Genomic DNA, 25,877 nt, shown 5'->3' with positions numbered 1-25,877 from the left:
GCCCATCCCTGCCCTGCCCCGGCCACGGGCCACGCAAGGACGCGCAGGTCGTGGTGAGGCGAAAGCCCGCGATGGCCCGGGACACGGGCCCCGGCGACGCCCACCCCCGGTGCTCTGGCGTTGCGCGGTGCCGAAAGCGAGTGGAAGGCTGGTGGTGGCAAAGTTTCGGGGGACCCCCGTGAGCCCCCCGGCTCGCGAGGTTCGGGCCGTCGCCCAGCGGCCCACGTGCCCGCCGCCGTCGACACAGTGACGGCGGGCCCGTCCCACCATCTGGAGGTAGCCGTGAACAGAGCCGACGGATGGGGAGACGACGTCTACCAGCCCGACGGATCCGAGGTACAGGACGACGCAGGGCTGCTGGACGCCGAGGACACCCTGGTCGCCGACGGCGTGACCGACCCCCTCGACCGGGGCTGGTCACCGCCGGAGCGGCCATGGGCGGTGGAACACACCGGAGTGACCGCCGAGGAGCGCCTGAGGGGCGAGACCCTGGAGCAGCGCCTCGCCGAAGAACTCCCGGACATCGCGCCCCCGGGCGGCGACGGCATCGGTGACTGTCAGGACACCGACGGCGAACCCCTGGACAACGAGGTGGGTGCAGCCCGCTCCGGTCGGCTCGTCGCCCCCGACGAGGGTGCGCACGAGGACGAGGAGAGCGGGCTGATCGCAACCGACGTCGGCATCGACGGGGCTGCCTCCTCGGCCGAGGAGGCAGCGATGCACATCGTCGACGAGGACGCCCTGTCCGGCTGACGGAGCCCTCCGCCCACAAGCCCTCTCGACAGGCCTGCCCGGCCTCCGGCGCACCCACCGCCCCGAAGGAGCGCCCATGCAGCAGGACAAGCACCCCGACTACCGCCCCGTCGTCTTCCGCGACCGCACCGCCGGATACGCCTTCCTCACCCGGTCCACCGCCGCCGGCGACCGGACCATCGAGTGGGACGACGGCGAGACATACCCGGTCGTGGACGTGGAGATCTCCTCGGAGAGCCACCCCTTCCACATCGGCAGGGCACGTACCGTGGACTCGGAAGGACGCGTCGCCCGCTTCGAACGGCGGTACGGCGGCGAGGGCCAGGTCTCGGGCGGGGGCGACGCGGTCTGAGGGACGCGCAGCCGGGCACCCCGCCGGCCGGGCCACGCCACCGAACGCTCTCCCGCCTGTCAGATGAAGTTCAGCGCCGCCGCGCCGCCCACTCCCCCGAGCACCATGAACGCCGGCATCAGCACCTTCAGCTCGACCCAGCTGCCCGCGCGGAACCGCATCGCCTTCGGCGGGCCTATCGGATACCAGCGCTTGCGACCCACCGGGATCGGCCACAGGATCGGGCAGCCGGAGACGGTCAACGCGTCCCCGATGTCGTGCACCAGCGCCCCGAGGATGATCGGCAGCCCCAGCCACAGGTACTCCTGGCCCGGCGAGGTGAACAGCCAGTCGGCTCCGTTGCCCGGCTTGTCCAGCACTCCCGCGAGGATCCAGGCACTGGTCGCGGCCAGCAGCCAGACCAGGACATCGCTGCTGGAACCGCGGGTCGCCCGCCACAGCAGGCCTTCGATGGCCAGCACCATGTGCGCGAACAGGATGGCCAGCACGGCCCAGCGTCCGCCCGTGATCGCCAGGACAGAGGCCCCGCCTCCGATCAGCACCGCCCACAGCCAGGTGTGCGTGAGCGTGCGGTGGCCTCCGGAGCGGCGTGGGTCGCCCTGCTTCTTCGTCGCCTTGTAGACGGCGTACGAGAGCTTGTCGACGATCTCGCACAGCCAGCGCGACAGGGGCCCGAAGGCCCGCGAGATGGTGGCCGCCTTGTGATCCAGGTCCGGGGCGAGGGCGGCGCCCGCGCAGATCAGCGCGCCGACCAGCAGAACGGGCCAGGGCATCGTGTGCCCGGCCGCGGCGGCGGCCGCTCCGACGCCGAGCCAGGCCGCGGCCCCCGACAGTGAGTGTGCTGGTCCCATCATGGCCGTGTCCCGCCCCATTCCGCTTGTGCCGCTGTCCAGTTGCCGAGGTGCGCTGACGCTCCATCGGCGCCACAGCGTAACGTTCGTGATCTTCCGGTCGGCATCCGATTCCCCCATCGCGTGGGTCGGCAGGCAAGATGGGGGTGTGACCCTCATCGATCAGCTGCCGCGGACCGCCGACCCCGACGCCCTCTACGAAGCCTTCGAGTCGTGGGCCGAGGAACGCGGTCTCACCCTCTATCCACACCAGGAGGAGGCGCTGATCGAGGTGGTCTCCGGCGCGAACGTGATCGTGTCGACGCCGACCGGCTCGGGCAAGAGCATGATCGCCGCGGGTGCGCACTTCGCGGCGCTCGCCCGGGACGAGGTCACCTTCTACACGGCCCCGATCAAGGCGCTCGTCTCGGAGAAGTTCTTCGAGCTGTGCAAGATCTTCGGCACCGAGAACGTCGGCATGCTGACGGGCGACGCGTCCGTGAACGCCGACGCCCCCGTCATCTGCTGCACCGCCGAGGTCCTGGCGTCCATCGCGCTGCGCGACGGCAAGGACGCCGATGTCGGCCAGGTCGTGATGGACGAGTTCCACTTCTACGCGGAGGCGGACCGCGGCTGGGCCTGGCAGATCCCGATCCTGGAGCTGCCGCAGGCGCAGTTCATCCTGATGTCGGCGACGCTCGGCGATGTCTCGATGTTCGAGAAGGACCTCACCCGGCGCACCGGCCGCCCCACGGCGGTGGTCCGCTCGGCGACCCGCCCGGTGCCACTGTCGTACGAGTACCGGCTGACGCCTCTGACGGAGACACTCACCGAGCTGCTGCAGACCAAGCAGGCGCCCGTCTACATCGTGCACTTCACCCAGGCGCAGGCCGTGGAGCGGGCCCAGGCGCTGATGAGCATCAACATGTGCTCGCGGGAGGAGAAGGACCGGATCGCCGAGCTGATCGGCAACTTCCGCTTCACCACCAAGTTCGGCCGCAACCTCTCCCGTTACGTGCGGCACGGCATCGGTGTCCACCACGCCGGCATGCTGCCCAAGTACCGGCGCCTGGTGGAGAAGCTGGCCCAGGCCGGTCTGCTGAAGGTCATCTGCGGCACGGACACGCTCGGTGTCGGCGTCAACGTCCCCATTCGTACGGTGCTGTTCACCGCGCTGACGAAGTACGACGGCAACCGGGTGCGGACGCTGCGCGCACGGGAGTTCCACCAGATCGCGGGCCGCGCCGGGCGCGCGGGCTTCGACACGGCGGGCTTCGTGGTGGCGCAGGCGCCCGAGCACGTCATCGAGAACGAGAAGGCGCTCGCCAAGGCCGGCGACGATCCGAAGAAGCGTCGCAAGGTGGTTCGCAAGAAGGCGCCCGAGGGCTTTGTGGGCTGGACGGAGAACACCTTCGAGAAGCTCATCGCCTCCGACCCGGAGCCGCTCACGTCCCGCTTCCGGGTCACGCACGCGATGCTCCTTTCGGTGATCGCCCGCCCCGGCAACGCCTTCGCGGCGATGCGTGGCCTGCTGGAGGACAATCACGAGCCGCGCAAGCAGCAGTTGCGGCACATCCGCCGGGCGATCGCCATCTACCGTTCGCTCCTCGACGGCGGCATCGTCGAGAAGCTCGATGAACCGGACGCCGAGGGGCGTATCGTCCGCCTGACGGTCGACCTCCAGCAGGATTTCGCGCTCAACCAGCCGCTGTCGACGTTCGCGCTCGCCTCGTTCGAGCTCCTGGACCCCGAATCCCCCTCGTACGCCCTGGACATGGTGTCCGTCGTCGAGTCCACGCTGGACGACCCGCGGCAGATCCTCGCCGCCCAGCAGAACAAGGCGCGTGGCGAGGCCGTCGCCGCGATGAAGGCGGACGGAGTCGAGTACGAGGAGCGCATGGACCGGCTCCAGGACATCTCGTACCCCAAGCCGTTGGAAGAACTGCTCTTCCACGCGTACGACATGTACCGCAAGAGCCATCCGTGGGTCGGCGACCATCCGCTGTCCCCGAAGTCCGTGATCCGTGACATGTACGAACGGGCGCTGTCCTTCACGGAGTTCGTCTCCTTCTACGAGCTGGCCCGCACCGAGGGCATCGTGCTGCGGTACCTCGCCGGCGCGTTCAAGACGCTCGACCACACCGTCCCCGACGACCTCAAGTCCGACGATCTGGAGGACCTGATCGCCTGGCTCGGCGAGATGGTGCGCCAGGTCGACTCCAGCCTCCTCGACGAGTGGGAGCAACTCGCCAATCCGGAGGAGATGACCGCCGAGGAGGCCCAGGAGAAGGCCGACCAGGTCAGGCCGGTCACCTCGAACGCGCGCGCCTTCCGCGTCCTCGTCCGTAACGCCATGTTCCGCCGCGTCGAGCTCGCCGCTCTCGACCAGATCGACGAACTCGGCGAGCTGGACGCCGAGTCCGGCTGGGACGCCGAGCGGTGGGGCGAGGCGATGGACAAGTACTGGGACGAGTACGACGAGCTCGGCACCGGGCCCGACGCCCGCGGCCCCCGGCTGCTGATGATCGAGGAGGAGCCGCAGAACGGTCTGTGGCGCGTCCGGCAGACCTTCGCCGACCCCAACGGCGACCATGACTGGGGCGTCAGCGCGGAGATCGACCTCGCGGCCTCCGACGCCGAGGGCCGCGCCGTCGTCAGGGTCACCGACGTCGGCCAGCTGTGAGTACAGGAGAGGCCAGCACATGACGACCAACCCCGCCGAGAGACTCGTCGACCTGCTCGACCTGGAGCAGATCGAGGTGAACATCTTCCGCGGCCGCAGCCCGCAGGAATCCCTGCAGCGGGTTTTCGGCGGCCAGGTCGCGGGCCAGGCCCTGGTCGCCGCCGGGCGCACGACGGACGGCGAGCGGCCGGTGCACTCGCTGCACGCGTACTTCCTGCGCCCGGGCCGTCCGGGGGTGCCGATCGTGTACCAGGTCGAACGGGTCCGGGACGGGCGGTCGTTCACCACGCGTCGCGTCACCGCCGTGCAGCAGGGTCGCACGATCTTCAATCTGACCGCCTCCTTTCACAAGCCTGAGGAAGGGAGCTTTGAACACCAGCTGCCGCCGGCCCGCAAGGTGCCGGACCCCGAGTCCCTGCCGACGGTGTCGCAGGAGATCAGGGAGCATCTGGGCGCGCTCCCCGAGCAGTTGGAGCGCATGGCACGGCGTCAGCCCTTCGACATCCGCTACGTGGACCGGCTGCGCTGGACCCCCGAGGAGATCGAGAACGCCGAGCCGCGCAGCGCGGTGTGGATGCGGGCCGTCGGCCCCCTCGGCGACGACCCGCTCGTGCACACCTGCGCCCTGACGTACGCCAGCGACATGACCCTGCTGGACGCGGTCCGCATCCCGGTCGAACCCCTCTGGGGCCCACGGAGCTTCGACATGGCGTCGCTGGACCACGCCATGTGGTTCCACCGGCCGTTCCGCGCGGACGAGTGGTTCCTGTACGACCAGGAATCCCCCATCGCCGTGGGTGGACGCGGGCTGGCCCGCGGGCGCATCTACGACCTGGAGGGACGCCTGCTCGTCTCGGTCGTCCAGGAGGGCCTGTTCCGCAAGCTCGGCGCCTGACCCGTCGAGGTGGGCACAGACCGCGCGCCGGTCAGGGCTTTCTGCGGCGCAGCCAACCGAGCAGACCGCGTGGTTTCTCCGGCTCCTGGCCCGGCGACGGCAGGTGGCCGGGGTGCGCACCGCTGTCGCTTGCCGTCCGCTCCGGTCGGCCCGTGGGCGTCGGCGGCGGCTGCGGTTTCCCTACCGTGGCAAGTCCTGACCCCGGCACCGATGGCTCCTGCTCCGGCCGTGGCGCGGCCCGATGCCCGCGCGCGTCGGCGACCGTCTGCCTCAAGTCGGCCCGCAGCCAGCCGATCTCGTCGGGATCGTCCGCCGTCGTGATCCTGGCGGCGATCTGGGCGGCGGGTGACTCAGGGGCACCGTGAGCGGGCCGCTCGGGCCGGAAGCGGTTCAGGTAGGCGCGCTCGTAGGGGTCCCGGACGATCTCCGCCACCTGGACCGGGTCGAGCAGGGACGCCACGGCGGCGGCCCGCACCCACGGATCCTCCGCCTGCCGCAGCAGGAATCCGAGGTGGCGTCCCCGCCAGTTGCGGGGCCGCAGGTCGAGCCCCGCGTCCAGTTGGCGGCGCAGGGCCTCCGGTACGCGGCCGCGCAGCAGCGGGGTGTTCTTCTCGTCGGCCGCGAACTGCCGTAGTTCGTCGGCCAGATACAGCCAGACGACCGCCCGGTAGCGGTTGAGGTACCACTTGGCCGGCACCACGAGGCCGAGGCGGGCGAGACGGGTGAACCTCGCTCCCGTCACGTCGATGAGAGCCGCGCCCTCCGTCGTACCCACGGTCCTGACGCGCTCCCTCAGCGCTTCGGGGAAGCCGCTCTCGGAGCGCACCCGGCCGATCTCCTCGCGAGTGACGCGACGGCCGCCTTCGCCGTCGTCGGCGATGGTCCGGACGCATCCCAGCTGTACGGCGAGGTCGAACTCTCCGCGTTTGAGCCCCAGTTCCCGCGCTGCGCGGCTCTGTGCGAGTGAGGGGCGGTCGGTCCCGGCGGTGGCCGAAGCCGAGGTGGGCGTGAGGGTTGTGGTGGACTGCGTGATGGTGTGGCCCGACATGGTCGTTCTCCCCCGTGCGATGACGTGCTCGCGCTGGTTCGCGCTCGCTTCGAGAAAAAACCGTAGCCGCTGCGTCGGACATCGCGGCGAGCCTGTGGATAACCTCGCCGCCGTGGACGTATGAGCAGGTCAGAGGTCCGCCGTGGGCACGTGTTCAGGCTCTCGGGCATCGACGTCGAGGTGTTCGCCGACGCGGTTCACCAGCAGGGTCATCTCGTACGCGACGTGACCGATGTCGGCCTGGGCCCCGCTGAGCACACAGAGGCAACTGCCCGCGCCCGCCGCGGTCACGAAGAGCACGGCGTCGTCGAACTCGACCATCGTCTGGCGGACCTGCCCGGCACCGAAGTGGCGGCCGGAACCCTTGGCGAGGCTGTGCAGCCCGGACGAGACGGCGGCGAGATGCTCGGCGTCCTCACGTCGAAGTCCCGTGCTCGCGCCCGTCACCAGACCGTCGTTGGACAGCAGCAGGGCGTGCCGTACATGGTCGACACGCTCGGTCACGTCGTCCAGCAGCCAGGCAAGCCCCATGTTCCGCGCCATTGTCTGCTCCCCGTGTAGTCGCTCCCCCTGGCCGGGGGATCCGACGTTTCAGCCTTCCCCACGGCCGCCGCCGGAGCAAGCAGGATGGGAACATGGCACAGAAGATGACCGATGAGGAATGGCGGGCCTTCGTCTCGTACGGGACTCGCACCGGCAAACTTTCAACCGTTCGCGCCGACGGGCGCCCGCACATCGCGCCCATCTGGTTTCTGCTGGACGGCGACGATGTGGTCTTCAACACCGGCAAGGAAACCGTCAAGGGACGGAATCTGGCCAGGGACGGACGTGTCGCCCTGTGTGTGGACGACGACCGGCCGCCGTACGACTTCGTCGTGCTGGAAGGGCGGGCCGAGCTGTCCGAGGACCTCGACGAGGTGAGGCACTGGGCCACGCTGATCGGCGCGCGCTACATGGGCGAGGACCGGGGTGAGGAGTTCGGCAGGCGCAACGGTGTTCCGGGCGAACTGCTCGTCCGCGTGCGGGTCGACAAGGTTCTGGCGTACTCCGCGGTGGCGGACTGAGTCGTCGGGAATCAGCCGACGGAGTCGAGCAGCCGGGCGGTGTGCATCCGCCCGGCGTACTCGACGAGCCTGATCAGCACTTCCTTCCCGGAGTCGCGGTCACGGGCGTCGCAGAGGACCACGGGTGTGCCCCGGTCGAGATCGAGGGCGCGTGAGACATCGTGGGCGCCGTAGGTGCGGGCGCCCGGGAAGCAGTTGACGGCCACCACGAACGGGATGTGCCGGTGCTCGAAGTAGTCGACCGCCGGGAAGCAGTCCTCCAGCCGTCGGGTGTCGGCGAGGACGACCGCGCCGAGGGCGCCCTGCGCCAGTTCGTCCCACAGGAACCAGAACCGGTCCTGGCCCGGGGTGCCGAAGAGGTAGAGGGAGAGGCCGGACCTGATCGTGATGCGGCCGAAGTCCATGGCCACGGTCGTCGTGACCTTCTGGTCCACGCCGTCGGTGTCGTCCACCGACTGGCCCACCTCGCTCAGCAGTTCCTCGGTGCGCAGCGGCCTGATCTCACTGACCGCGCCCACCAGGGTCGTCTTGCCCACGCCGAAACCGCCGGCGACCAGGATCTTCAACGCCAGGGCGGTCGTGTCCCCGCCGGTGGTGTCGGAGTGCTCGGAGACCATCGATCACTTCTCTCGGGAGTGCCGGCACGACTCGGTGTCAGTGCGTGCATGCGAAGTCAGCATCATGTCAACTGCCGGTTTTCTTCGGAGTGTTGGACCGCTATTTCACCGCTGTGACCGAGTCGCGTGCGTTCGATGCCCGGATCGGTGCGCACATCGGTACGAGACGGGCCCATCTGTTTCCAGCTACTTCCAACTGCTTCCAGTTGCTTCCATCTGCCTGCTCTACAGTGCCCTCAGTCCCTCGATCACCTCGCGCAGGATTCGCTCGTCGGGCAGTTGCGCGGGCGGGACCGGGCGGCTGACGGTGACGCGGCCCAGTTCCAGCAGGTCGCCGAGGAGCACTCGGACGACGCCGACGGGCAGGTCGGCTCCGGCGGAGAGTTCGGCGACCGACTGCGTTTCTACGCGGCAGAGTTCGATCAGGGCCCGGTGTTCCGGGCCGAGCGAGGTCTCGTCGCCGGCATCGGGCGCGCGCGTGTCGAGGGAGACCAGTGCGATCAGATCGAAACGGACCCCGGTGGGACCGGGTTTGGTGCGACCGCCCGTCATCGCGTACGGGCGGACGAGGGGTCCGGCCTCGTTGTCGTACCACTGGTTGCCCGGCGGCTCCTGCGGAGCGCCTGTCCTGTCCTCGGTCATGAGCGCGGACCGTCCTGGGTCATCGGGCGGCGGGTGGCCGCGCCGCGGCACGCGGCGGGGTGTACAGGTGCTCGCCGACACGTTTCACCAACCGCGCCATCTCGTACGCCACCAGGCCGATGTCGGCCGTGACGGCGGTGAGGAGGGCCAGGCATGAGCCGTCGCCGGCGGCCGCCACGAACAGGAAGCCGTCGTCCATCTCCACCATCGTCTGGCGTACGCCGCCGGCGCCGAAGTGACGGCCGGCGCCCTTGGCCAGGCTGTGGAAGCCGGAGGCGACCGCCGCGAGGTGCTCGGCGTCCTCCCGCTCGAGGTCGGTGGAGGCACCCACCGCGAGTCCGTCGTTCGACAGCACCACGGCGTGCCGTACCTCGGTCACGCGCAGCACCAAGTCGTCCAGCAGCCAGTCGAGTTCGCCGGACCTCTGGGCGGCCCTCATGCTGGGGTCCTGGATCATCTGGGGTCTCCTTCGCTGCTGTCGCCGCCCGCCACCGGGTCGGATGTGGTGCCGTGACCGGGTGCCCTGCCGCCGCCGCGTGCCCAGCCGTCGCGGTAGGCCGCCATGCGGTCCCGTACGAGTTCGGGGGTGCGCTCGTCGGCGCCCCGCGTGTCCTGCTCCTGTGCCGGTTCTTCGGTGCGCTGCTCGCGCAGTTGGGGCACGAGATGTGCCTGACGTATGCGGCGCGGGAGGTCGTCGGAGCCTTCGGAGTCGTCCGTGGGGCGGTGCAGGCGCAAGGTGGTGACTCCTGGCGGTGTGGCGGTGTGCGTACCGTCCGACGGGGCCTCCTCCGGGGCCGGCGGCACGGGGGCCACCAGCGCGGGCCGCTCGGCCGGCTGCTCGACGGGCGGCTCCTGTCGGGGCGCGGGCACGCGCGCGTACGCGCGTTCCTGAGCCTGTCCGGTGTCCACGGCCGCGCGGGGTGATCGACCCGCCGCGCCGCTGTGCAACAAGGCGGTGGGCAGCAGGACAACCGCGGTGGTGCCGCCGTAGGGCGAGGTCCGCAGATGGACCTTGATGCCGTGGCGGGATGCGAGCCTGCTGACCACGAACAGGCCGAGCCGGTCGCTGTCGAACAGGTCGAGGGCCTCGGACTGCTCGATGCGGCGGTTGGCCTCGGCGAGGGTCTCCTTGCCCATGCCGAGCCCCCGGTCCTCGACCTCGATGGCGTAACCGTTGCCGACCGGTTCGCCCGTGATCCGCACGCGCGTGTGGGGCGGCGAGAACTGGGCGGCGTTCTCCACGACCTCCGCGAGCAGGTGGGTGAGGTCGGCTACGACGGCCCCGACGATCTGGGCTTCGGGGAGCTGGCGTACCTCCACGCGCGCGTAGTCCTCGACTTCGGAGACGGCCGCGCGGACCACGTTCGTCAGCGAGACCGGCATGCGCCAGGCGCGGCCGGGTGCCGCTCCGGAGAGGATGATCAGGCTCTCCGCGTGGCGTCGCATCCTGGTGGTGAGGTGGTCGAGCCGGAAGAGGTCGCTGAGTTCGTTCGGGTCCTCGGACCTGCGCTCCATGCCGTCCAGGAGGCTCAGCTGGCGGTGTACGAGGACCTGGCTGCGGCGGGCGAGGTTGACGAAGACTCCGGAGATGCCGCTGGCCAGCTCCGCGCGTTCGACGGCGGCGCGCAGCGCGGCGCGGTGGACGGTGCCCAGTGCCTCGGCGACCTGACCGGCCTCGTCCTCGGCGGGCGGTCCGGGTGGGGCCTCGGCGTTGACGTCGATCTCCTCCCCCGCGCGCAGCTTCCGCATGGCGTGCGGGAGTTTGCGGCGGGCGATCTCCAGGGCGCTGTTGCGCAGGCTGACCAGTTCGACGACCAGACCGCGGCCGATGCGTACGGAGATGACGAGCGAGGCGGCGACGGCGGCGAGACCGAGGAGGACGGCGGCACCGGCCGGGGTGAGCAGACCGCGGGTGAACGGATCGGCCCGGTCGGCCACTCCGCGTCCCGCACCGGCCTCGATGGCCCGCATGTCGTCCTGCACGCGCGCGTGTGCCCTGTTCCATGTGGCTTCGGGGGCGGCCGCGAGCGCCTTGGTGCCGGGATGACCGGCAAGCACCTTGTTCTCGACGGCCTGTACTTCTGCGTACGCGCTGCCTTCCGCGAGGTCGGTCCAGGCGGCTCGTTCGGGTCCGCGCAGGTCCGCGACGGCGGATTCGGTGAAGGTGCGGCGGGTGTCGACGGCTCCGGTGAACCGTCGCAGCCGCTCGCCGTCGAGGCTTCCGGCGAGGCGGGCACCGGCCAGCACCGCGTCCTCCCGGGCCAATGCCTCGCCCGCGCGGGAGAATTCGAGCAGTACGCGCGCGTCGGAGCCCAGTTCCGCGTCCTGGATGCCGGTGAGCGCGCCGCCCACTCCGAAGGCCGCGGAGATGGTCCTGGTGTACCGCTCGTACGTCTCGGCCCATCCGGTACGGCGGTCGAGCACCGAGGCCCGCAGCGAGCTCAGCCGCTCGGCCCCGGTGACGAAGGTGTCGAGGCGCTGCGACACCCCGGAGGGCAGATCGGTGCCGTCGGCGACGGTGTGCTCGTCGCCGAGGCGCAGCTTCGCCACAGCCCGGTCGGTGCGCTCCGCCAGCTCCTTCAGGCCGCTCGCCCGCTCGGAGGCGGGCTCGGTGGCGTACCGCACGGCGGCCTCGCGCTCGGCCTGCAGCGCGGCGACGGCGTCGGCGACCGGGGTACGCACGGAGGCGTCGACGCGCTGCAGTTGCCGGAGCCTGGCGACATCCTGGGCCGTGGTGACGGTGGCGTACGCCCACAGGGCGAGCAGGGAGACGACGGGCACCATCAGCAGGCAGACGATCTTGGCCCGGACCGTGCGGGGACGGATGCTCCAGCGTTCCGCGCGCGTGGGTGCCTCGCCCGCTGCCCCGGCGACGGCCTCGTCGTCCTCGGGGCGTTCGTCGGCCGGCGGGCCCGCGTGGGCGCGGCGGCCGCGCACCGGGGGCTGGGGCGGCGGCTCGGTGCCGGTTGTCGGGGTCCTACGGGGTGTACGCATGGCCTCCTCGATCGGAGTGGTTCGGGGCGCGTCGCCCGGGCTGCCGTGGGTCGGGGTCACCGGTGGGCGACGCTCTCGACCGGCCGCTGGGCCGACGCGGATGCCTGGTGTTCCCCGGCTGTCGGCGACAGCGCGACGAACGCCGAGGTGAGGAAGAGATAGGACCCGAGACCGACGGCGAGGGGGAAGATGAACTGCATCGCCGTGGCCCCGGGCAGGACCTCCCCGGAAGGAGTGACCTCCGCACTCACCGCGAGCATCCCGGTGTAGTGCATGCTGCTCACGGCTCCTCCCATGACCAGGGAGGCCACGGTGACGGCGATGGGCGACTTGATGTTGAGCGCCGCCCACAGGGCCGCCGTCGCCGCGGCCACGGCGATCGCCACGGAGAGCGCGACGAGTGCCGGGTCGTAGCTGATGTCGCCGTGCAGTCGCACCGCGGTCATGCCCAGGTAGTGCATGCTGGCGACGCCCAGCCCGGTGGTGAGCCCGCCGAGGAAGAGCGCCCGGCCACGGTCGCGGCCGTAGCCGACGGCGAAGACGCCCGCGCAGACGACGATCATGGCGACGAGGAGGCTGAGGATGGTCAGCGGCACGTCGTAGCGGATCTCGGTGCCGCTGACGCTGAAGCCGAGCATCGCCACGAAGTGCATCGTCGAGATGCCGGTGCCGATCGCGGAGGCCGCGGTGAGCAGCCAGTTGCGGCGCGGCCTTCCGGTGGTGCCGAGCGCGCGGACCGTGCAGCGCAGCCCGAGGGCGGCGCCGATGCAGGCCATCGCGTACGACAGTACGGGGGTCAGCCAGCCGAAGGCGGCGTGGTCCAGGTGTCCCATGGCCCCGGGACGCTAGTCCGGACAGGAGCGCATGAAGGGGGCGCATTTCGAAAGGTGACGGAATGTGTTGCATATATGCGGCTGAACGATCGCGTCCCGCTCGAACGTGCGCACAGTGCCGTCCCCCGTGCCGGTGAGGGATCATGCGGAACATGAGCGAGGACCACACGCATGTCCAGGAGTTCTTCGGAGCCCGCGCGGCCGACTGGGACACGAGGTTCCCCGACGACGGCCCCGCCTACGCGGCCGCGGTCGCCGAGCTCGGGCTGCGCGCGGGTGACCGCGTGCTCGACGCGGGCTGCGGGACCGGACGCGCCCTGCCGCCGCTGCGGGCCGCCGTGGGGCCCTCCGGGACGGTCCTCGGGGCCGACCTCACCCCGGCGATGCTGGAGGCCGCCGTACGGGCCGGACGGGACCACGACGGGCGGTTGCTGCTCGCCGACGTGGCCGTGCTGCCCCTGCGCTCGGAGTCGCTCGACGCGGTGTTCGCGGCCGGGCTCATCGCGCACCTCCCCAATCCGGCGGAGAATCTGCGGGAGTTGGCGCGCGTGGTCCGCCCCGGCGGCACGCTGGCGCTCTTCCACCCGATCGGCAGGGTGGCGCTCGCGGCCCGCCAGGGGCGGCAGATCACCCCGGCCGACCTGCGCGCCGAGCCCAATCTCCGCCCGCTGCTCGCCGGTTCCGGCTGGCGCATGACGTCGTACGTCGACGAGGACGCCCGTTTCCTCGCGCTGGCCGTGCGCGAGGGCTGACCCGTCAGGCCTGCCCGGCGACCACGGCCACGAAGGCGTCGGGGTTGTCGAACATGACGTTGTGACCCGCGCCGGGCACGGTCACCACGCGCACGCCCGCGGCCTCCAGGCCTTCCCTGCCGGGGAGTTCGCCGCTCAGCTCGCCCTGGAGGTAGACACGGTCGGCCGTGGAGTCCTTGAGCAAGTGGCGCATGGTGGGGGTCGTTCCGCGCACGAGGCCCGTCGCCGAGCGATGCAGGGCGCGCGGGTCGGCGAGTCGCATGGTCGCCGCCCAGGTGGGGCCGATCTTGTCCAGCACGCGCGCGTGGCCACCGTTTTCGACGTAGTCGTCCTCTTCGTAGAAGGCGATTCTGCTACTGCCGGCGGTGGCCGGAGGGCTCGGGTCGAGATTGGCCTCGGTGAGGACCAGCCGGGAGACCAGGTCGGGCCGGCGGTGGGCGAGCACGATGACGACGGCGCCGCCCATGCTGTGCGCCACGAGTTCCACTCCGGTGACCCCGGCCTCGTCCAGGACGACGGCGAGCGCGTCCGCGTGGTCTTCGAGGGTGTAGCCGAATTCCGCGGGGCGGTCGCTGATGCCGTGCCCTGGGAGGTCGACGAACAGGCTGCGTCGGCCGGTCAGTTCGGGACGGGCCGCGATGTGGGCGTGGTACACCGCCGAGGTCGCGCCCAGGCCGTGCAGATACACCCGCGCGGGTTCCGCGCCCGGTGTCTCCGTCCAGCGGATGTGGCTGCCCTTGCCGTCGAACTCGGCCTGTTTCATCGCGCCTTCCCCTCAATCTGTCGCAGAGGGCACGCTATCCCGATCCCGCTGCCAGGCGGCCGGAGCCGGCGGGCTCGCCCGACCGGCCTGACCGCGCGACACGATCGATTCATGGGGCAAGGGACCGGCTTGACCGCTCGAAGCGCTTCACCACATGGCCCTCTTCTGCCGTTGAAGCTCCGTCTCTACGTTGAGTGGGAGCACGGAACGATCGGTGAAACCGACGCAGGGGGAAGGTAGCCCAACATGTTCGGCAGGCTTCGCAAGTTTTTCAAGAGACTCCTCAACTCCTTGCGCGCGGACACGAACAAGAGCGAGAAGAAGCGCGCGCACAACCTGTTCGAGGCCGCCGCGGCCTATGTCTCGGCGTGCGCCGAGGACGACCAGGACCAGATCGACGAGGCCACGACGTGGGTGTCGCCCGAGGCGCTGTCCTTCGGGGTGAGCGAACTGGCGTGCCGGGCCGTCATCGCTCTCGCCCGCGAGCGCGACGAGTCGCCGCAGACGGTGGCACGGTCGCTCCTCGGCCTGCCCGCGGCCTGAGCGCGGGGCACACATACGGCCGATTCGTCCCCTTTACAGCCGGACCATCGCAGCTCTGCGCGTGCTTCGCAGTCGTGACAAGCTCCTTCCTGGCGCATTAGGGTGCGCCGACGGACGAGAGAGCGATGGGGAGGCCGGCATGGCCGGGACGGACGAGGACGCCGTCGCCGCCGGGGACGACGACGCACTGTATGTGCTCACGGCGGTGCTGCTGACGCCCGCGCAGTTCCCCAGCGTGCTGGGCGACGACTATCCGGAGGCCTGTGCGGCGCTCGACCTCGCGCCGCTCGCCGACGGGTACGGCCTCGTGCTGGGCCAGGACAGCGACGGTGCGCGATGGACGGTGGTCGTCGACGATGTGTCGCTGGTCGCCGTCGCCATCGCGTCGTGGGACTGCGGCATGGAGTACGACCTGTCGCCCGACGAGCGCTCGGTCGTGGCCGCGCTGCCCGGCTGGCCCCTCGCGGTGGCCGTCGCGGCTCCCGGTGTGCCCGCGCCGCACGACCCCCCGCCGGAGATCGCGGAACGGCAGCCACTGCGCCCGCCGGACACCGACACCTGGGGCCCCGCCCAGCGCCGCCTCGGCGCCGACGAGATCGCCCTCCAGTGGTCGACCTGGCGCGAGCAGATCGACGACTCCACGTTCGCGAACCAGGACGGTAAGGCAGCGCCCGGCGACACCCCGGACGCCGCGCCCGGTGACAACGGGAACAGCACCCGCAGTGGCGTGCGTCGCGTCCTCACCGAGGCGCACGCGTACGTGGACACGCCGCCGCCCCTGGGCCGCGTCCGCTCCTCGTTCGCACCCGGCGACGCCCGGACCCTGCGTGCCGACGGTCCCGGCTGGTCCATGGTGGCCAGGACCGACGACATCGCGTTCGTCCTCCTCGACGAAGAGCCCGGAGAGGTGCTGCCGGTGGGCCGCGGCCCGGAACTGCCCGGCCTCCTCAAAGCCCTCGACGAGATGGCGGTACGCCCCAACTGATCCCGGGCAGGGCCGTGCACCCCCACGGCCCCGTCAGCGGGCCGCCGCACCGCTCCGACGGCCCCTCAGCGGCCGAGCTCCTTTCGGGTGACACGGCGCAGCCTGCGCCACTGCGAGGGGTCCAGCGTGAGGTACGCCGCCGCCGGGACCCCCAGGATGATGAGGAGCGCCCACCAGGGGAGCCAGATCAGCAGGATGAGTCCGACCGCCGCCCCTCCCGCGGCGATCTTCGCGTTCTTCGACATCTCCGTCGCCTCCTTCGCGGCCACTGCCGCTCTCTGCCCTGAAAACGGGTCCGCGCTTCCAGCAGTTCCGGACCGCGACCCTGATACGACCCTGAGGCGCACCCCTGACATGACCCTGAGCAGCTTCCCGACAGGAGTCGACGGGCCCGCATACAGAGTGACTCACGTCACGGTCTCGCCGCACCTCCCTGTCATCCATGGTCCTGTACTCTCAACGATTCCGACCCTCAGTAGTCAAATTTGAGGAATAAGCTATCGCTGTGCAGAGAATTCCCACGGCAGCACCCTCGGAGATCTCAGAACTGGCCGGTTGCTGTGCCGTGTTCGTGCCCGCGGACCCGGCCCGGGCCGGCGACGTCGCCTTCTGGCGGCCCGACGGCGCGATGCCGCCCGCGGTCGCGGCGGGTACCGCCGAGGAGCTGACTGTCGTCGTGCCCGGCGACGGGGGCGTCGAGCTGGTGTCCGTACCCGCCGTGCTGCTGCCGGTGCGCGCCGCACTGCCGGTTCTCACGCGCGCGCGTGCCGCGGCACAGCCGCACCGGGCGACCGCGTTCTGGGGTGCGGCCGCCCTACTGGCGCTGCAGTTCGCCGCGCGGGGACTGCTGTTGCCCGGCCTGTCCGCGGGCAGCCACGACGCGTGGCGGGCGGGTCCACTGCGCGCGGAGGACGTGGAGCGGGTGCGTGAGCTGGCCGCCGCGCTGCCGCCCGAGGCGCACGCGGTGCCCGTGGACAACTCCGAGCCCTGGCGCCTGCCGGACCCGGAACGGCTGCTGCGCGACTTCCTCGACGCGATCGCCGACACCTTGCCCCGCTCCCCCGCGGCGAAGCTCGCGGCGGGCGCCCCGGCCTTCGCCGCCCAGGAGCCGCAGTACGTGCCCGAGCAGCGCGCCTGGGCCACCGAGGTCGCCGCCGGCCACGACGCCGGCGTACGCCTCTCGCTGCGCATCGAGGTGCCCGGGCTGGAGACGACCGAGTCGGACGAGGTCCGGCTGCCGTTCCGCGTTGTGCCGCAGGTGCACAGCGTGAGCGACCCGGCCCTCGTGACGGATGCCGCCGCGGTGTGGGCCGGGGCCTTCGGCCCACGCGCGCGGATGGACACTCTGCTCGCCCTGCGCCGCGCGGCCCGTGCCTGGGCGCCCCTCACTCCGCTGCTGTCGGCGGCCGTGCCGGACCGCGTCGACCTCGCCGACGACGAGATCACCGACCTCCTCGGGGAAGGCGCCCGACAGCTGGCGGGCGCCGGCGTCGACGTGCACTGGCCCAAGGAGTTCGCGCGCAAGCTGACCGCCCGCGCGGTCATCGGCCCGCATGACGACGAGCAGGGCCCCGTCTCGGTCGCGTCGGACACACCGTCGTTCCTGTCCGCCGACGCGCTGCTTGCCTTCACCTGGCGGTTCGCGCTGGGCGACCAGCAGCTCACCCGGCAGGAGCTGGACCAGCTGGCCGAGGCGAACCGGCCCATGGTGCGGCTGCGCGACCAGTGGGTCCTCGTCGACCCCGAGGAGGTGCGCCGCGCCCGCGCCCAGCAGGACCTCAAGGTCACGCCCGTCGACGCGCTGAGCGCCGCTCTGACGGGCTCCACGGAGGTCGACGGCCGTCGTGTCGACGTACGACCCACGGGGTGGCTGGCGACGCTGCGGGAGCGGCTGGCGGACCCCGAGGGGCAGCAACCGGTGGGACAGCCCGCGGCCCTCGCGGCGACCCTGCGCGACTACCAGTTGCGGGGCCTCAACTGGCTCGCCCGGATGACGTCGTTGGGTCTGGGCGGCTGTCTGGCCGACGACATGGGCCTGGGCAAGACGATCACCTTGATCGCGCTGCATCTGCACCGGCAGACCGAGCCGTCGGCCTCGGGACCCACGCTCGTCGTCTGCCCGGCCTCGCTGATGGGCAACTGGCAGCGGGAGATCGAGAAGTTCGCACCCGGCACCCCGGTGCGACGCTTCCACGGGGCCCGCCGCAGCCTGGAGGCGCTTGCCGACGCTGAGTTCGTGCTCACCACGTACGGCACGATGCGGCTCGACGCGCCGCGGCTCGCCGAGGTGGCGTGGGGCATGGTCGTCGCGGACGAGGCGCAGCACGTGAAGAACCCCTACTCGGCCACGGCGAAAGAGCTGCGCACGATCGGTTCACGCGCGCGTGTGGCGCTCACCGGCACTCCGGTGGAGAACAACCTCTCCGAACTGTGGGCGATCCTCGACTGGACGACTCCGGGACTCCTCGGCAGGCTCGGCACCTTCCGCACCCGGTACGCACAGGCCGTCGAGGGCGGCCGGGACCCCGCGGCGGCGGAGCGCCTCGCCCAGCTCGTACGGCCGTTCCTGCTGCGCCGCCGGAAGTCTGATCCCGGCATCGCGCCCGAGCTGCCGCCGAAGACCGAGACCGACCGTGCCGTGTCCCTGACCAAGGAGCAGGCGGGGCTGTACGAGGCGGTGGTACGCGAGACCCTGGCGGAGATCTCCGGGGCCGACAGCATGGCGCGGCGCGGGCTGATCGTGAAGCTGCTGACCGGGCTCAAGCAGATCTGCAACCACCCGGCGCAGTTCCTCAAGGAGGAGCGGCCGAGAATCCCGGGCAGGTCGGGCAAGCTGGAGCTGCTGGACGAGTTGCTCGACACCATCCTCTCCGAGGAGGCGAGCGTTCTGGTCTTCACCCAGTACGTGCGCATGGCGCGGATCATCGAACGGCATCTGACGGCCCGTGGGGTGCCTTCGCAGTTCCTGCACGGCGGAACACCGGTCGACACGCGCGAGGTGATGGTCCGGCGCTTCCAGGAGGGCGAAGTCCCGGTCTTCCTGTTGTCGTTGAAGGCCGCCGGCACGGGGCTGAACCTGACCAGGGCCGAGCATGTCGTCCACTACGACCGCTGGTGGAACCCGGCCGTCGAGGCACAGGCCACCGACCGCGCCTACCGCATCGGGCAGACCCGGCCCGTGCAGGTGCACCGTCTGATCGCGGAGGGGACGATCGAGGATCGCATCGCCGACATGCTGCTGCGCAAGCGGGAGTTGGCCGACGCGGTGCTCGGTTCCGGCGAGGCGGGGCTCACCGAATTGTCCGACGCCGAACTGGCCGACCTGGTGGAGCTGCGAGGGGGAGCACGATGAGAGACCACGACGAGGAGCGCACGTTCGCCGCGCTGCCGCCCGCGCGGGGACGCGGTTTCGCGCAGACCTGGTGGGGCCAGGCCTGGCTGAAGGCCCTGGAGGACGCGGCGCTGGACTCCGAGCAGCTGCGGACGGGCCGCCGTCTCGCGCGCGCGGGAGCTGTGGGAGCCGTGTCGGTGCGCCCGGGACGCATCACGGCCGTCGTCCAGGACCGCGACCGGACCGCGCACCGGGCCGACGTCCTGCTGCAGGAGCTGTCCGAGGAGCAGTGGGACCGCTTCCTGGGCATGGCCGTCGAACGCGCCGGGCACATAGCCGCCCTCCTGGACCGCGAGATGCCGCCCCACCTGGTCGAGGACGCGGCCACCGCCGGAGTCGAACTCCTTCCGGGGCTCGGCGATCTGGAGCCGGAATGCGGCTGCGGGGCCTGGGACCACTGCGGGCACACCGCCGCGCTCTGCTACCAGGTGGCGCGGCTGCTGGACCAGGATCCGTTCGTTCTGCTGCTGATGCGAGGACGGGGCGAACGCGCGCTGCTGGACGAACTCCAGGTCCGCAGCATCACGCCGCCCGAGGAGCCGACGGCGCCGGACGGCCCCGAGGAGGGCGTGGACGCCGCCGAGGCGTACGCGGCCGGAGGCATCCTCCCGCCTCTCCCCGAGCCGCCCGAACTGCCCGCGGAGCCCGGCCTGCCACTCTCTCTGGACACGGAGGCCGCACCGGCGTCCGGTGTCGATCCGGCCGCGCTGGAGTTCCTCGCGGCGCGGGCGGCCTCGGAGGCGCACCGGCTGCTCACCGGCGCGCTCCGGCCCGGGCATGAACAGGAGGCGTGCGAGGACGAGCTGACGCCTGCCCAGGACGCGGTCCGGCTGGCCGCGGGCAACCCCGAGGCGGCCGCGATATCGGCCCTCCTCGCCGACGGATCGGGGCGCGACCGAGAAGGGCTGGCGCTCGCCGTACGCGCGTGGCGGTACGGCGGTGTGGCCGCACTGTCCGTGCTCGAGGACGAGTGGCGCCCGGAGGCGGAAGCGCTCGCACGCGTGCGTGCCGCCCTGGAAGCCGCGTGGGACGAGGAGGAACGGCCACGGCTTCGCGCCTCGGACAACCGCTGGACGGTGACCGGCGCGTCGGTTCAGCTACGTCCGGGCCGGGACGGCCGCTGGTGGCCGTATCGCAAGGAACACGGCCGCTGGGTGCCCGCGGGCCCGGCGGCCCGGGATCCGGCGACGGCGCTGGCGACGGCGCAAGAGGACACCTGAGGCGGATCCGGCAACCGGAGATCGGACCAGTGCGTGCGCGTCTCGTGAACAGCGGTGACGGTCGGGGCTTGCGCAACTGCCGTCCGGGGCCTGCCTCCGGCAGCGCACCAGCACGCGCGCGTGAGCTGTGAAAAGCGACGCTCACGCGCGCGGGTCGTTCACGTTCACGTCAGAGGCTTCGTGAGCTTGCGGCCGCCACCACCGACGTCCGCCGACAAGCTGCACGCGACGTTGTCGATGCCCAGTTCGTAGCTCTGGGGGTCCGGATACTGCACCAGGGTGCCGCGTACCGTGCCGGCGGGTTGCCGGGCGGCCTTACCCTGGAGGGTCTCCTCGCACAGGGTTGAGGCCGCCTTCTTCAGCGCGGCGTCGGTCGTGTAGCCGCCCTCCAGTTCGGCGACCTTCACGACCTCGGCGTCGTGCGGCTTGCTGCACGAGCGCTTGGCCGCCTGCCCGGGCCGGCTGTCGTTCAGGTTGAAACAGTCGCCCGCCTTGAGCATGTAGTACGGCACTTCGTCGCCCGCCGGGGACGCGAAGAACGAGTCAAGGTCGCTCGGAAACTCACTGGGCAGTTCGCTCGGGAACGCGCTCGGCAGTTCACTGGGCAGGTTCGAAGACAGCGACGGCAGTTCGCCGGGCAGCTCGGACGGAATGCTCAGCGACGGGGTCGGTACGCGCCCCGGACTGCGGCTGCTCCCGGCCGGGGACTTCTCGTCCGACGATCCGTCGCCACTGGTGGCCACCAGCACGACGGCAGCGACGGCGCCGAGGGCGACGACGACGGCCAGAAGGATGAGAAGGAGATTCCGCCGACCCCTTGGAGGCGGCCCTCCGGGTGGTCCGGGAGGCCACGAGCCCCCGCCGCCCTGACCGGGAGGCAGACCGCCTCCGTACGACGGCGGGCCGAAGCCACCGTCGTACGGAGGCGGTGGGCCTCCCGGCGGCCTAGGTGGCTTGGGCGGTAAGGGCGGCGTGGCCATACCGACAAGAGTCGCCTCGAACCGGTCATGACGCGACCCCCGTGCGGGAGTTGATACGGGCCCATGTCACGGATGGCACGATTCCGGCGAATTCCACGTAGAGATCGCAGATCGCAGAATCTCGAACCCCAAGGGCCTCACAAGGGCTCCAGACGTCGGCAAAGGAGGACGCGGGACCCATGACAGGTCCGGTCCCGCGTCTCCCACGCGCGCGTGCTCAGCCGCGCGCGCCCAGCAGGTGATCCATCGCCAGCTGGTCCAGGCGTTCGAACGCCATCCCGCGCGCGGCGGTCGCCTCGACGTCGAAGTCCTCGAAGGCCGTACGGTCCGCGAGCAGCGCCTGCAGACCGTCGGCGGCGGTGGGCTGCGCCAGCTCGTCGAGGCGGGAGGCGCGCAGGGCCTCCTGGACCTCCGGGTCGGCGCGGAAGGCCGCCGAACGCTCCTTCAGGATGAGGTAGTTGCGCATGCAGCCCGCAGCCGACGCCCACACTCCGTCGAGGTCCTCGGTCCGCGGCGGCTTGAAGTCGAAGTGCTTCGGGCCCTCGTAACCGGCGCTCTCCAGGAGGTCGACCAGCCAGAAGGCGGCACGCAGATCACCGGCGCCGAAGCGCAGGTCCTGGTCGTACTTGATGCCGGACTGGCCGTTGAGGTCGATGTGGAAGAGCTTGCCCGCCCACAGGGCCTGGGCGATGCCGTGCGGGAAGTTCAGCCCGGCCATCTGCTCGTGGCCGACCTCGGGGTTGACTCCGTACAGCTCCGGGCGCTCCAGGCGCTCGATGAAGGCCAGGGCGTGACCGACCGTGGGCAGCAGGATGTCGCCGCGCGGCTCGTTCGGCTTGGGCTCGATGGCGAAGCGCAGGTCGTAGCCCTGGGAGGTCACGTACTCGCCGAGGAGGTCGAAGGCCTCCTTCATACGGTCGAGGGCGACCCGCACCTCCTTGGCGGCACCGGATTCGGCGCCCTCGCGGCCGCCCCAGGCGACGTATGTCTTCGCGCCCAGCTCGACGGCCAGGTCGATGTTGCGGATCGTCTTGCGCAGCGCGTAGCGGCGGACGTCGCGGTCGTTGGCGGTGAACGCGCCGTCCTTGAAGACGGGGTGCGTGAACAGGTTGGTCGTGGCCATCGGCACGGTCATCCCGGTGGCGTCGAGGGCCTGCCGGAAGCGCTTGATGTGCGACTCACGCTCGCTGTCCGAGGACCCGAAGGGGATCAGGTCGTCGTCGTGGAAGGTCACTCCGTGGGCGCCGAGTTCGGCCAGACGCTGCACCGTCTCGACCGGGTCGAGGGCGCGCCGGGTGGCGTCGCCGAACGGGTCCCTCCCCTGCCAGCCGACGGTCCACAAGCCGAAGGTGAACCTGTCATCGAGGGTGGGCTGGTAGTTCATGCCGCGGCTCCTTGCTTGTTCCGACTATTTCGTCATGGCGCTTAACAAATTAGTATGCGGAGGCATCTCTGGGAAGAGACGATGTGTCTCCGTAAGGAGACAAGGAACACGGTGCGTGATCGGGGCGGCCCAGACCTCCGACACGCCGGTCAACAGGCCAGATCCCGCAAGCCGCGGAAGAGGGAGAGCGCGATGTCAGCAGCCGAGGGTCCGCTCGTCGTCGGTGTGGACACGTCCACGCAGTCCACCAAGGCCCTGGTGGTCGACGCGTCGACCGGACGAGTGGTGGCGAGCGGACAGGCGCCGCACACGGTGTCCTCAGGGGCGGGCCGCGAGAGCGATCCGCGGCAATGGTGGGACGCGCTGTGCACGGCCCTGCGGCAGTGCGGTGACGCGGCACACGAGGCCGCCGCCGTGTCGATCGGGGGCCAGCAGCACGGCCTGGTCACCCTCGACGCCCAGGGCGATCCCGTACGCCCGGCGCTGCTGTGGAACGACGTGCGCTCCGCGCCGCAGGCCCGCCGTCTGGTGGAGGAGCTGGGCGGTTCCAAGGCCTGGGCCGAGCGCACCGGAAGCGTGCCGGGAGCATCCTTCACGGTCACGAAGTGGGCCTGGCTGGCCGAGAACGAGCCCGAGTCGGTCCGTGCGACGGCCGCCGTGCGCCTGCCGCACGACTACCTCACCGAGCGGCTGACAGGGTGGGGCACGACCGACCGCGGAGACGCCTCCGGTACGGGGTGGTGGGCGTCCGGGACGGAGGCGTACGACGAGGAGACCCTCCGGCACGTGGGGCTCGACCCCGCCCTGCTGCCTCACGTGGTCCGGCCCGGCGAGGTGGCGGGCACCGTGCGGGACTCCCACGACCTGCCCTTCTCGAAGGGCACCCTGGTCGCACCCGGCACCGGTGACAACGCCGCCGCCGCGCTGGGCCTCGGCCTGCGCCCCGGCACCCCGGTGCTGAGCCTCGGCACCTCCGGCACGGTGTACGCCGTCTCGACGCAGCGCCCCGCGGACCCCACCGGCACCGTGGCGGGCTTCGCCGACGCGCGCGGCGACTGGCTGCCGCTGGCCTGCACCCTGAACTGCACGCTCGCCGTGGACCGCGTGGCCGCCCTGCTGGGCCTGGACCGCGAGGCCGTCGAGCCCGGCACGAACGTGACCCTGCTCCCCTACCTGGACGGCGAGCGCACACCGGACCTGCCGCACGCCTCGGGACTGCTGCACGGACTGCGGCACGACACGACCGCCGGGCAACTGCTCCAGGCCGCGTACGACGGCGCGGTCCACTCCCTGCTCGGCGCCCTCGACCTGGTGCTGGACGCGGACGCGGACCGCTCGGCGCCGCTGCTGCTGATCGGCGGGGGCGCGCGCGGAACGGCCTGGCAGCAGACCGTACGGCGGCTGTCGGGGCGGCCGGTCCAGGTGCCCGAGGCAAGGGAACTGGTCGCGCTCGGCGCCGCCGCACAGGCCGCCGGCCTGCTGACCGGCGAGGACCCGGCCGCGGTCGCCCGTCGCTGGGACACGGCCCGCGGGCCGGTGCTGGACGCCGTCGAGCGGGACGAGGCGGCGCTGGCCAGGATCGCCGGGGTACTCTCCGACGCGGCGCCGCTGCTTCAGCGAGGGCCCGACCGGCGCTGACGAGGCCCGCAGCGGTTGTGCGCGCCGCCCAGGACAGCCCCGAGGGGGAACCGCCGGACGAGGACTGACTTCAGGCATGACCGCACCGCTGCACGAGGCCCATCCGGCCAGTCCCGGCCGCCGGCTGCCCGACACCCAGCAGGGCATGCGCCGCCGCAATCTCTCCCGGGTGCTGCACACCGTCAACGCCGAGGGGCCGCTGTCCCGTGCCGCCGTCGCCTCGCGCATCGGGCTGACCCGGGCGGCCGTGTCGACGCTGGTGGACGAGCTCATCCGGGCCGGACTCCTCGAAGAACTGGGCCCCGAGCGTCCGGGCCGGGTGGGCCGGCCCGGCTCCGCGCTCGCTCTCAGCGGGCGCGGACCCGCCGGGATCGGCGCGGAGATCGGCGTCGACCATCTCGCGGTCTGTGCGGTGGATCTGCGGGGTGAGACGCGGGCGCGGGCCGTCCGGCACGGCACGAACCGGGGCCGCACGCCCGAGCAGGTGATCTCCGACCTGAACGCGCTGGTGCGGCAGGTCGTCGCCGAGGCGGATCGGGAAGGACTGTGGCCCGTGGGTCTCGCGGTCGCCGTGCCCGGCCTGGTGGCGCGCGACGCCCGCACCGTGGTCCGCGCCCCCAACCTCGACTGGCACGACGTGGACCTCGGCGCCCTGCTGCCCGGTGAACTGCCGTTGACCGTGGACAACGAGGCCAACTTCGGCAGCCTCGCCGAACTCTGGCTCGGCGAGGACACCCCCCGCGACTTCCTGCACGTCTCCGCGGAGATCGGTATCGGCGGCGCGGTCGTCGTGGACGGCCGGCTGCTGCGCGGAACACGCGGTTTCGCCGGCGAGCTGGGGCATGTGCCCGTCCGTCCGGACGGGCCGGAGTGCCCGTGCGGCGGGCGTGGCTGTCTGGAGCAGTACGCCGGTGAGGAGGCCGTGCTCCGGGCGGCCGGGCTGGAGCCGGGCGAGGACCTCGTCGGGCTGCTGGCCGAGCGCGCCGCCGAAGGCGACAAGGACGTACGGCGTGCCCTGCGCGGAGCGGGCACCGCGCTCGGCATCGCGCTGACCGGCGCGGTCAATCTGCTGGACCCTCAGACGGTCGTGCTGGGCGGCGCCCTGTCCGGCCTCGCGCCCTGGCTGCTGCCGTCGCTGGAGCGGGAGCTGGCCCGGCGCGCGGCGGGGCCCGCCTGCGCCGTGACCGTGTCACGGCTGGGCCCGGAGGGCCCACTGCTGGGCGCGGCGCACTCGGTGGTGCGGAACGTGCTCGACGATCCGGCGGCGGTGGCAGGGCGGTCCTGACTTCCGGCACCGCACAGCCGCTTGTCCCCCTTGTGGGTGACGAAGTTATCCACAGTCAAGTGGTTGTCCACCGAACTCGAAGCGCTCGGGCAGCGCAGTCGGCCAGAGCCGTACCGTGATTCACGCGAGGCGCAACCATCCGACCGGCGCCCGCGTGTTCGGACGAGACCCCGTCCCCGATCTTCGGCAGAACGGAGCTGTGCAGTCGCACGGCCCGGAGCACAC

General features: G+C 71.6%; 24 protein-coding genes. 12 read left to right on the top strand and 12 right to left on the bottom strand.

Annotation, left to right across the window (positions count from 1 at the left end; translation table 11 throughout):
• Positions 1–282 precede the first annotated feature (282 nt).
• Both ACWD3C_RS05380 and ACWD3C_RS05375 read left to right on the top strand, forming a co-directional pair.
• Entirely contained in the window at positions 283–753 is a 471-nt protein-coding gene (locus ACWD3C_RS05380) for a DUF5709 domain-containing protein (RefSeq protein WP_451140287.1), read from the top strand.
• 76 nt (positions 754–829) lie between these two features.
• A complete protein-coding gene (locus ACWD3C_RS05375; RefSeq protein ID WP_451140285.1) occupies positions 830–1,105 on the top strand; it encodes a type B 50S ribosomal protein L31 in 276 nt (91 codons plus the stop codon).
• A 59-nt stretch (positions 1,106–1,164) separates the two neighbouring features.
• On the opposite strand, the gene ACWD3C_RS05370 is transcribed toward ACWD3C_RS05375, so the two are convergent.
• Positions 1,165–1,959: a metal-dependent hydrolase gene (locus tag ACWD3C_RS05370; protein ID WP_451140283.1), complete on the bottom strand. Its 795-nt coding sequence runs from the start codon at positions 1,957–1,959 to the stop codon at positions 1,165–1,167.
• A 145-nt stretch (positions 1,960–2,104) separates the two neighbouring features.
• On the opposite strand from ACWD3C_RS05370, the gene ACWD3C_RS05365 reads away from it, so the two are divergent.
• Together ACWD3C_RS05365 and ACWD3C_RS05360 are read left to right on the top strand one after the other, a co-directional pair.
• Positions 2,105–4,618, top strand: a complete 2,514-nt coding sequence (locus ACWD3C_RS05365) for a DEAD/DEAH box helicase (protein ID WP_451140281.1) — start codon at positions 2,105–2,107, stop codon at positions 4,616–4,618.
• A gap of 19 nt (positions 4,619–4,637) precedes the next feature.
• Positions 4,638–5,513: an acyl-CoA thioesterase gene (locus ACWD3C_RS05360; RefSeq protein WP_451140279.1), complete on the top strand. Its 876-nt coding sequence runs from the start codon at positions 4,638–4,640 to the stop codon at positions 5,511–5,513.
• Between the two features lie 31 nt (positions 5,514–5,544).
• On the opposite strand, the gene ACWD3C_RS05355 is transcribed toward ACWD3C_RS05360, so the two are convergent.
• Together ACWD3C_RS05355 and ACWD3C_RS05350 are read right to left on the bottom strand one after the other, a co-directional pair.
• Positions 5,545–6,561 carry a DUF6397 family protein gene (locus tag ACWD3C_RS05355; protein WP_451140277.1) on the bottom strand — a complete coding sequence of 339 codons (1,017 nt, stop codon included), beginning with the start codon at positions 6,559–6,561 and terminating at the stop codon, positions 5,545–5,547.
• 129 nt (positions 6,562–6,690) lie between these two features.
• A complete protein-coding gene (locus ACWD3C_RS05350) occupies positions 6,691–7,104 on the bottom strand; it encodes a roadblock/LC7 domain-containing protein (RefSeq protein WP_451140275.1) in 414 nt (137 codons plus the stop codon).
• 92 nt (positions 7,105–7,196) lie between these two features.
• On the opposite strand from ACWD3C_RS05350, the gene ACWD3C_RS05345 reads away from it, so the two are divergent.
• Positions 7,197–7,625, top strand: a complete 429-nt coding sequence (locus ACWD3C_RS05345; RefSeq protein ID WP_451140273.1) for a PPOX class F420-dependent oxidoreductase — start codon at positions 7,197–7,199, stop codon at positions 7,623–7,625.
• An 11-nt stretch (positions 7,626–7,636) separates the two neighbouring features.
• On the opposite strand, the gene ACWD3C_RS05340 is transcribed toward ACWD3C_RS05345, so the two are convergent.
• The 5 genes from ACWD3C_RS05340 to ACWD3C_RS05320 form a co-directional block, all read right to left on the bottom strand.
• On the bottom strand, positions 7,637–8,242 hold the full coding sequence (locus ACWD3C_RS05340) for a GTP-binding protein (RefSeq protein ID WP_451140271.1): 606 nt from the start codon (positions 8,240–8,242) through the stop codon (positions 7,637–7,639).
• Between the two features lie 225 nt (positions 8,243–8,467).
• A complete protein-coding gene (locus tag ACWD3C_RS05335) occupies positions 8,468–8,884 on the bottom strand; it encodes a DUF742 domain-containing protein (protein WP_451140269.1) in 417 nt (138 codons plus the stop codon).
• Positions 8,885–8,903: 19 nt separating this feature from the next.
• On the bottom strand, positions 8,904–9,341 hold the full coding sequence (locus ACWD3C_RS05330) for a roadblock/LC7 domain-containing protein (protein WP_451140267.1): 438 nt from the start codon (positions 9,339–9,341) through the stop codon (positions 8,904–8,906).
• On the bottom strand, positions 9,338–11,878 hold the full coding sequence (locus tag ACWD3C_RS05325; protein ID WP_451140265.1) for a sensor histidine kinase: 2,541 nt from the start codon (positions 11,876–11,878) through the stop codon (positions 9,338–9,340). The genes ACWD3C_RS05330 and ACWD3C_RS05325 overlap by 4 nt, the downstream gene beginning before the upstream one ends.
• A 56-nt stretch (positions 11,879–11,934) precedes the next feature.
• A complete protein-coding gene (locus tag ACWD3C_RS05320) occupies positions 11,935–12,711 on the bottom strand; it encodes an MHYT domain-containing protein (RefSeq protein WP_451140263.1) in 777 nt (258 codons plus the stop codon).
• A gap of 152 nt (positions 12,712–12,863) precedes the next feature.
• Between ACWD3C_RS05320 and ACWD3C_RS05315 the strand changes: the two genes are divergently transcribed.
• Entirely contained in the window at positions 12,864–13,463 is a 600-nt protein-coding gene (locus tag ACWD3C_RS05315; RefSeq protein ID WP_451140261.1) for a class I SAM-dependent methyltransferase, read from the top strand.
• Between the two features lie 4 nt (positions 13,464–13,467).
• Here ACWD3C_RS05315 and ACWD3C_RS05310 read toward each other — a convergent pair whose 3' ends face one another.
• On the bottom strand, positions 13,468–14,226 hold the full coding sequence (locus ACWD3C_RS05310; RefSeq protein WP_451140259.1) for an alpha/beta fold hydrolase: 759 nt from the start codon (positions 14,224–14,226) through the stop codon (positions 13,468–13,470).
• A 246-nt stretch (positions 14,227–14,472) separates the two neighbouring features.
• Between ACWD3C_RS05310 and ACWD3C_RS05305 the strand changes: the two genes are divergently transcribed.
• A complete protein-coding gene (locus tag ACWD3C_RS05305) occupies positions 14,473–14,769 on the top strand; it encodes a hypothetical protein (RefSeq protein ID WP_451140257.1) in 297 nt (98 codons plus the stop codon).
• Positions 14,770–14,908: 139 nt separating this feature from the next.
• Positions 14,909–15,754 carry a hypothetical protein gene (locus tag ACWD3C_RS05300; RefSeq protein ID WP_451140255.1) on the top strand — a complete coding sequence of 282 codons (846 nt, stop codon included), beginning with the start codon at positions 14,909–14,911 and terminating at the stop codon, positions 15,752–15,754.
• 65 nt (positions 15,755–15,819) lie between these two features.
• On the opposite strand, the gene ACWD3C_RS05295 is transcribed toward ACWD3C_RS05300, so the two are convergent.
• Positions 15,820–15,999 carry a hypothetical protein gene (locus ACWD3C_RS05295; protein ID WP_451140253.1) on the bottom strand — a complete coding sequence of 60 codons (180 nt, stop codon included), beginning with the start codon at positions 15,997–15,999 and terminating at the stop codon, positions 15,820–15,822.
• Between the two features lie 260 nt (positions 16,000–16,259).
• On the opposite strand from ACWD3C_RS05295, the gene ACWD3C_RS05290 reads away from it, so the two are divergent.
• Complete coding sequence (locus ACWD3C_RS05290) at positions 16,260–19,106, top strand: SNF2-related protein (RefSeq protein ID WP_451140251.1); 2,847 nt, start codon at positions 16,260–16,262, stop codon at positions 19,104–19,106.
• Positions 19,103–20,365 (top strand): SWIM zinc finger family protein, encoded by a 1,263-nt coding sequence (locus tag ACWD3C_RS05285; RefSeq protein ID WP_451140249.1) that lies wholly within the window; start codon positions 19,103–19,105, stop codon positions 20,363–20,365. The genes ACWD3C_RS05290 and ACWD3C_RS05285 overlap by 4 nt, the downstream gene beginning before the upstream one ends.
• Before the next feature lie 164 nt (positions 20,366–20,529).
• Here ACWD3C_RS05285 and ACWD3C_RS05280 read toward each other — a convergent pair whose 3' ends face one another.
• Complete coding sequence (locus tag ACWD3C_RS05280; protein ID WP_451140247.1) at positions 20,530–21,108, bottom strand: hypothetical protein; 579 nt, start codon at positions 21,106–21,108, stop codon at positions 20,530–20,532.
• Positions 21,109–21,562: 454 nt separating this feature from the next.
• A complete protein-coding gene (gene xylA / locus ACWD3C_RS05275) occupies positions 21,563–22,729 on the bottom strand; it encodes a xylose isomerase (RefSeq protein ID WP_451140245.1) in 1,167 nt (388 codons plus the stop codon).
• A gap of 192 nt (positions 22,730–22,921) precedes the next feature.
• Here xylA and xylB point away from each other — a divergent pair, with 192 nt between their 5' ends.
• On the top strand, positions 22,922–24,367 hold the full coding sequence (gene xylB, locus ACWD3C_RS05270; RefSeq protein ID WP_451140243.1) for a xylulokinase: 1,446 nt from the start codon (positions 22,922–22,924) through the stop codon (positions 24,365–24,367).
• Positions 24,368–24,443: 76 nt separating this feature from the next.
• Positions 24,444–25,652 (top strand): ROK family protein, encoded by a 1,209-nt coding sequence (locus ACWD3C_RS05265; protein WP_451140241.1) that lies wholly within the window; start codon positions 24,444–24,446, stop codon positions 25,650–25,652.
• Positions 25,653–25,877 lie beyond the last annotated feature (225 nt).

It is taken from the genome of Streptomyces sp. NPDC002845 (assembly GCF_053591955.1).
This window is presented reverse-complemented; position numbering and strand designations above follow the sequence as displayed.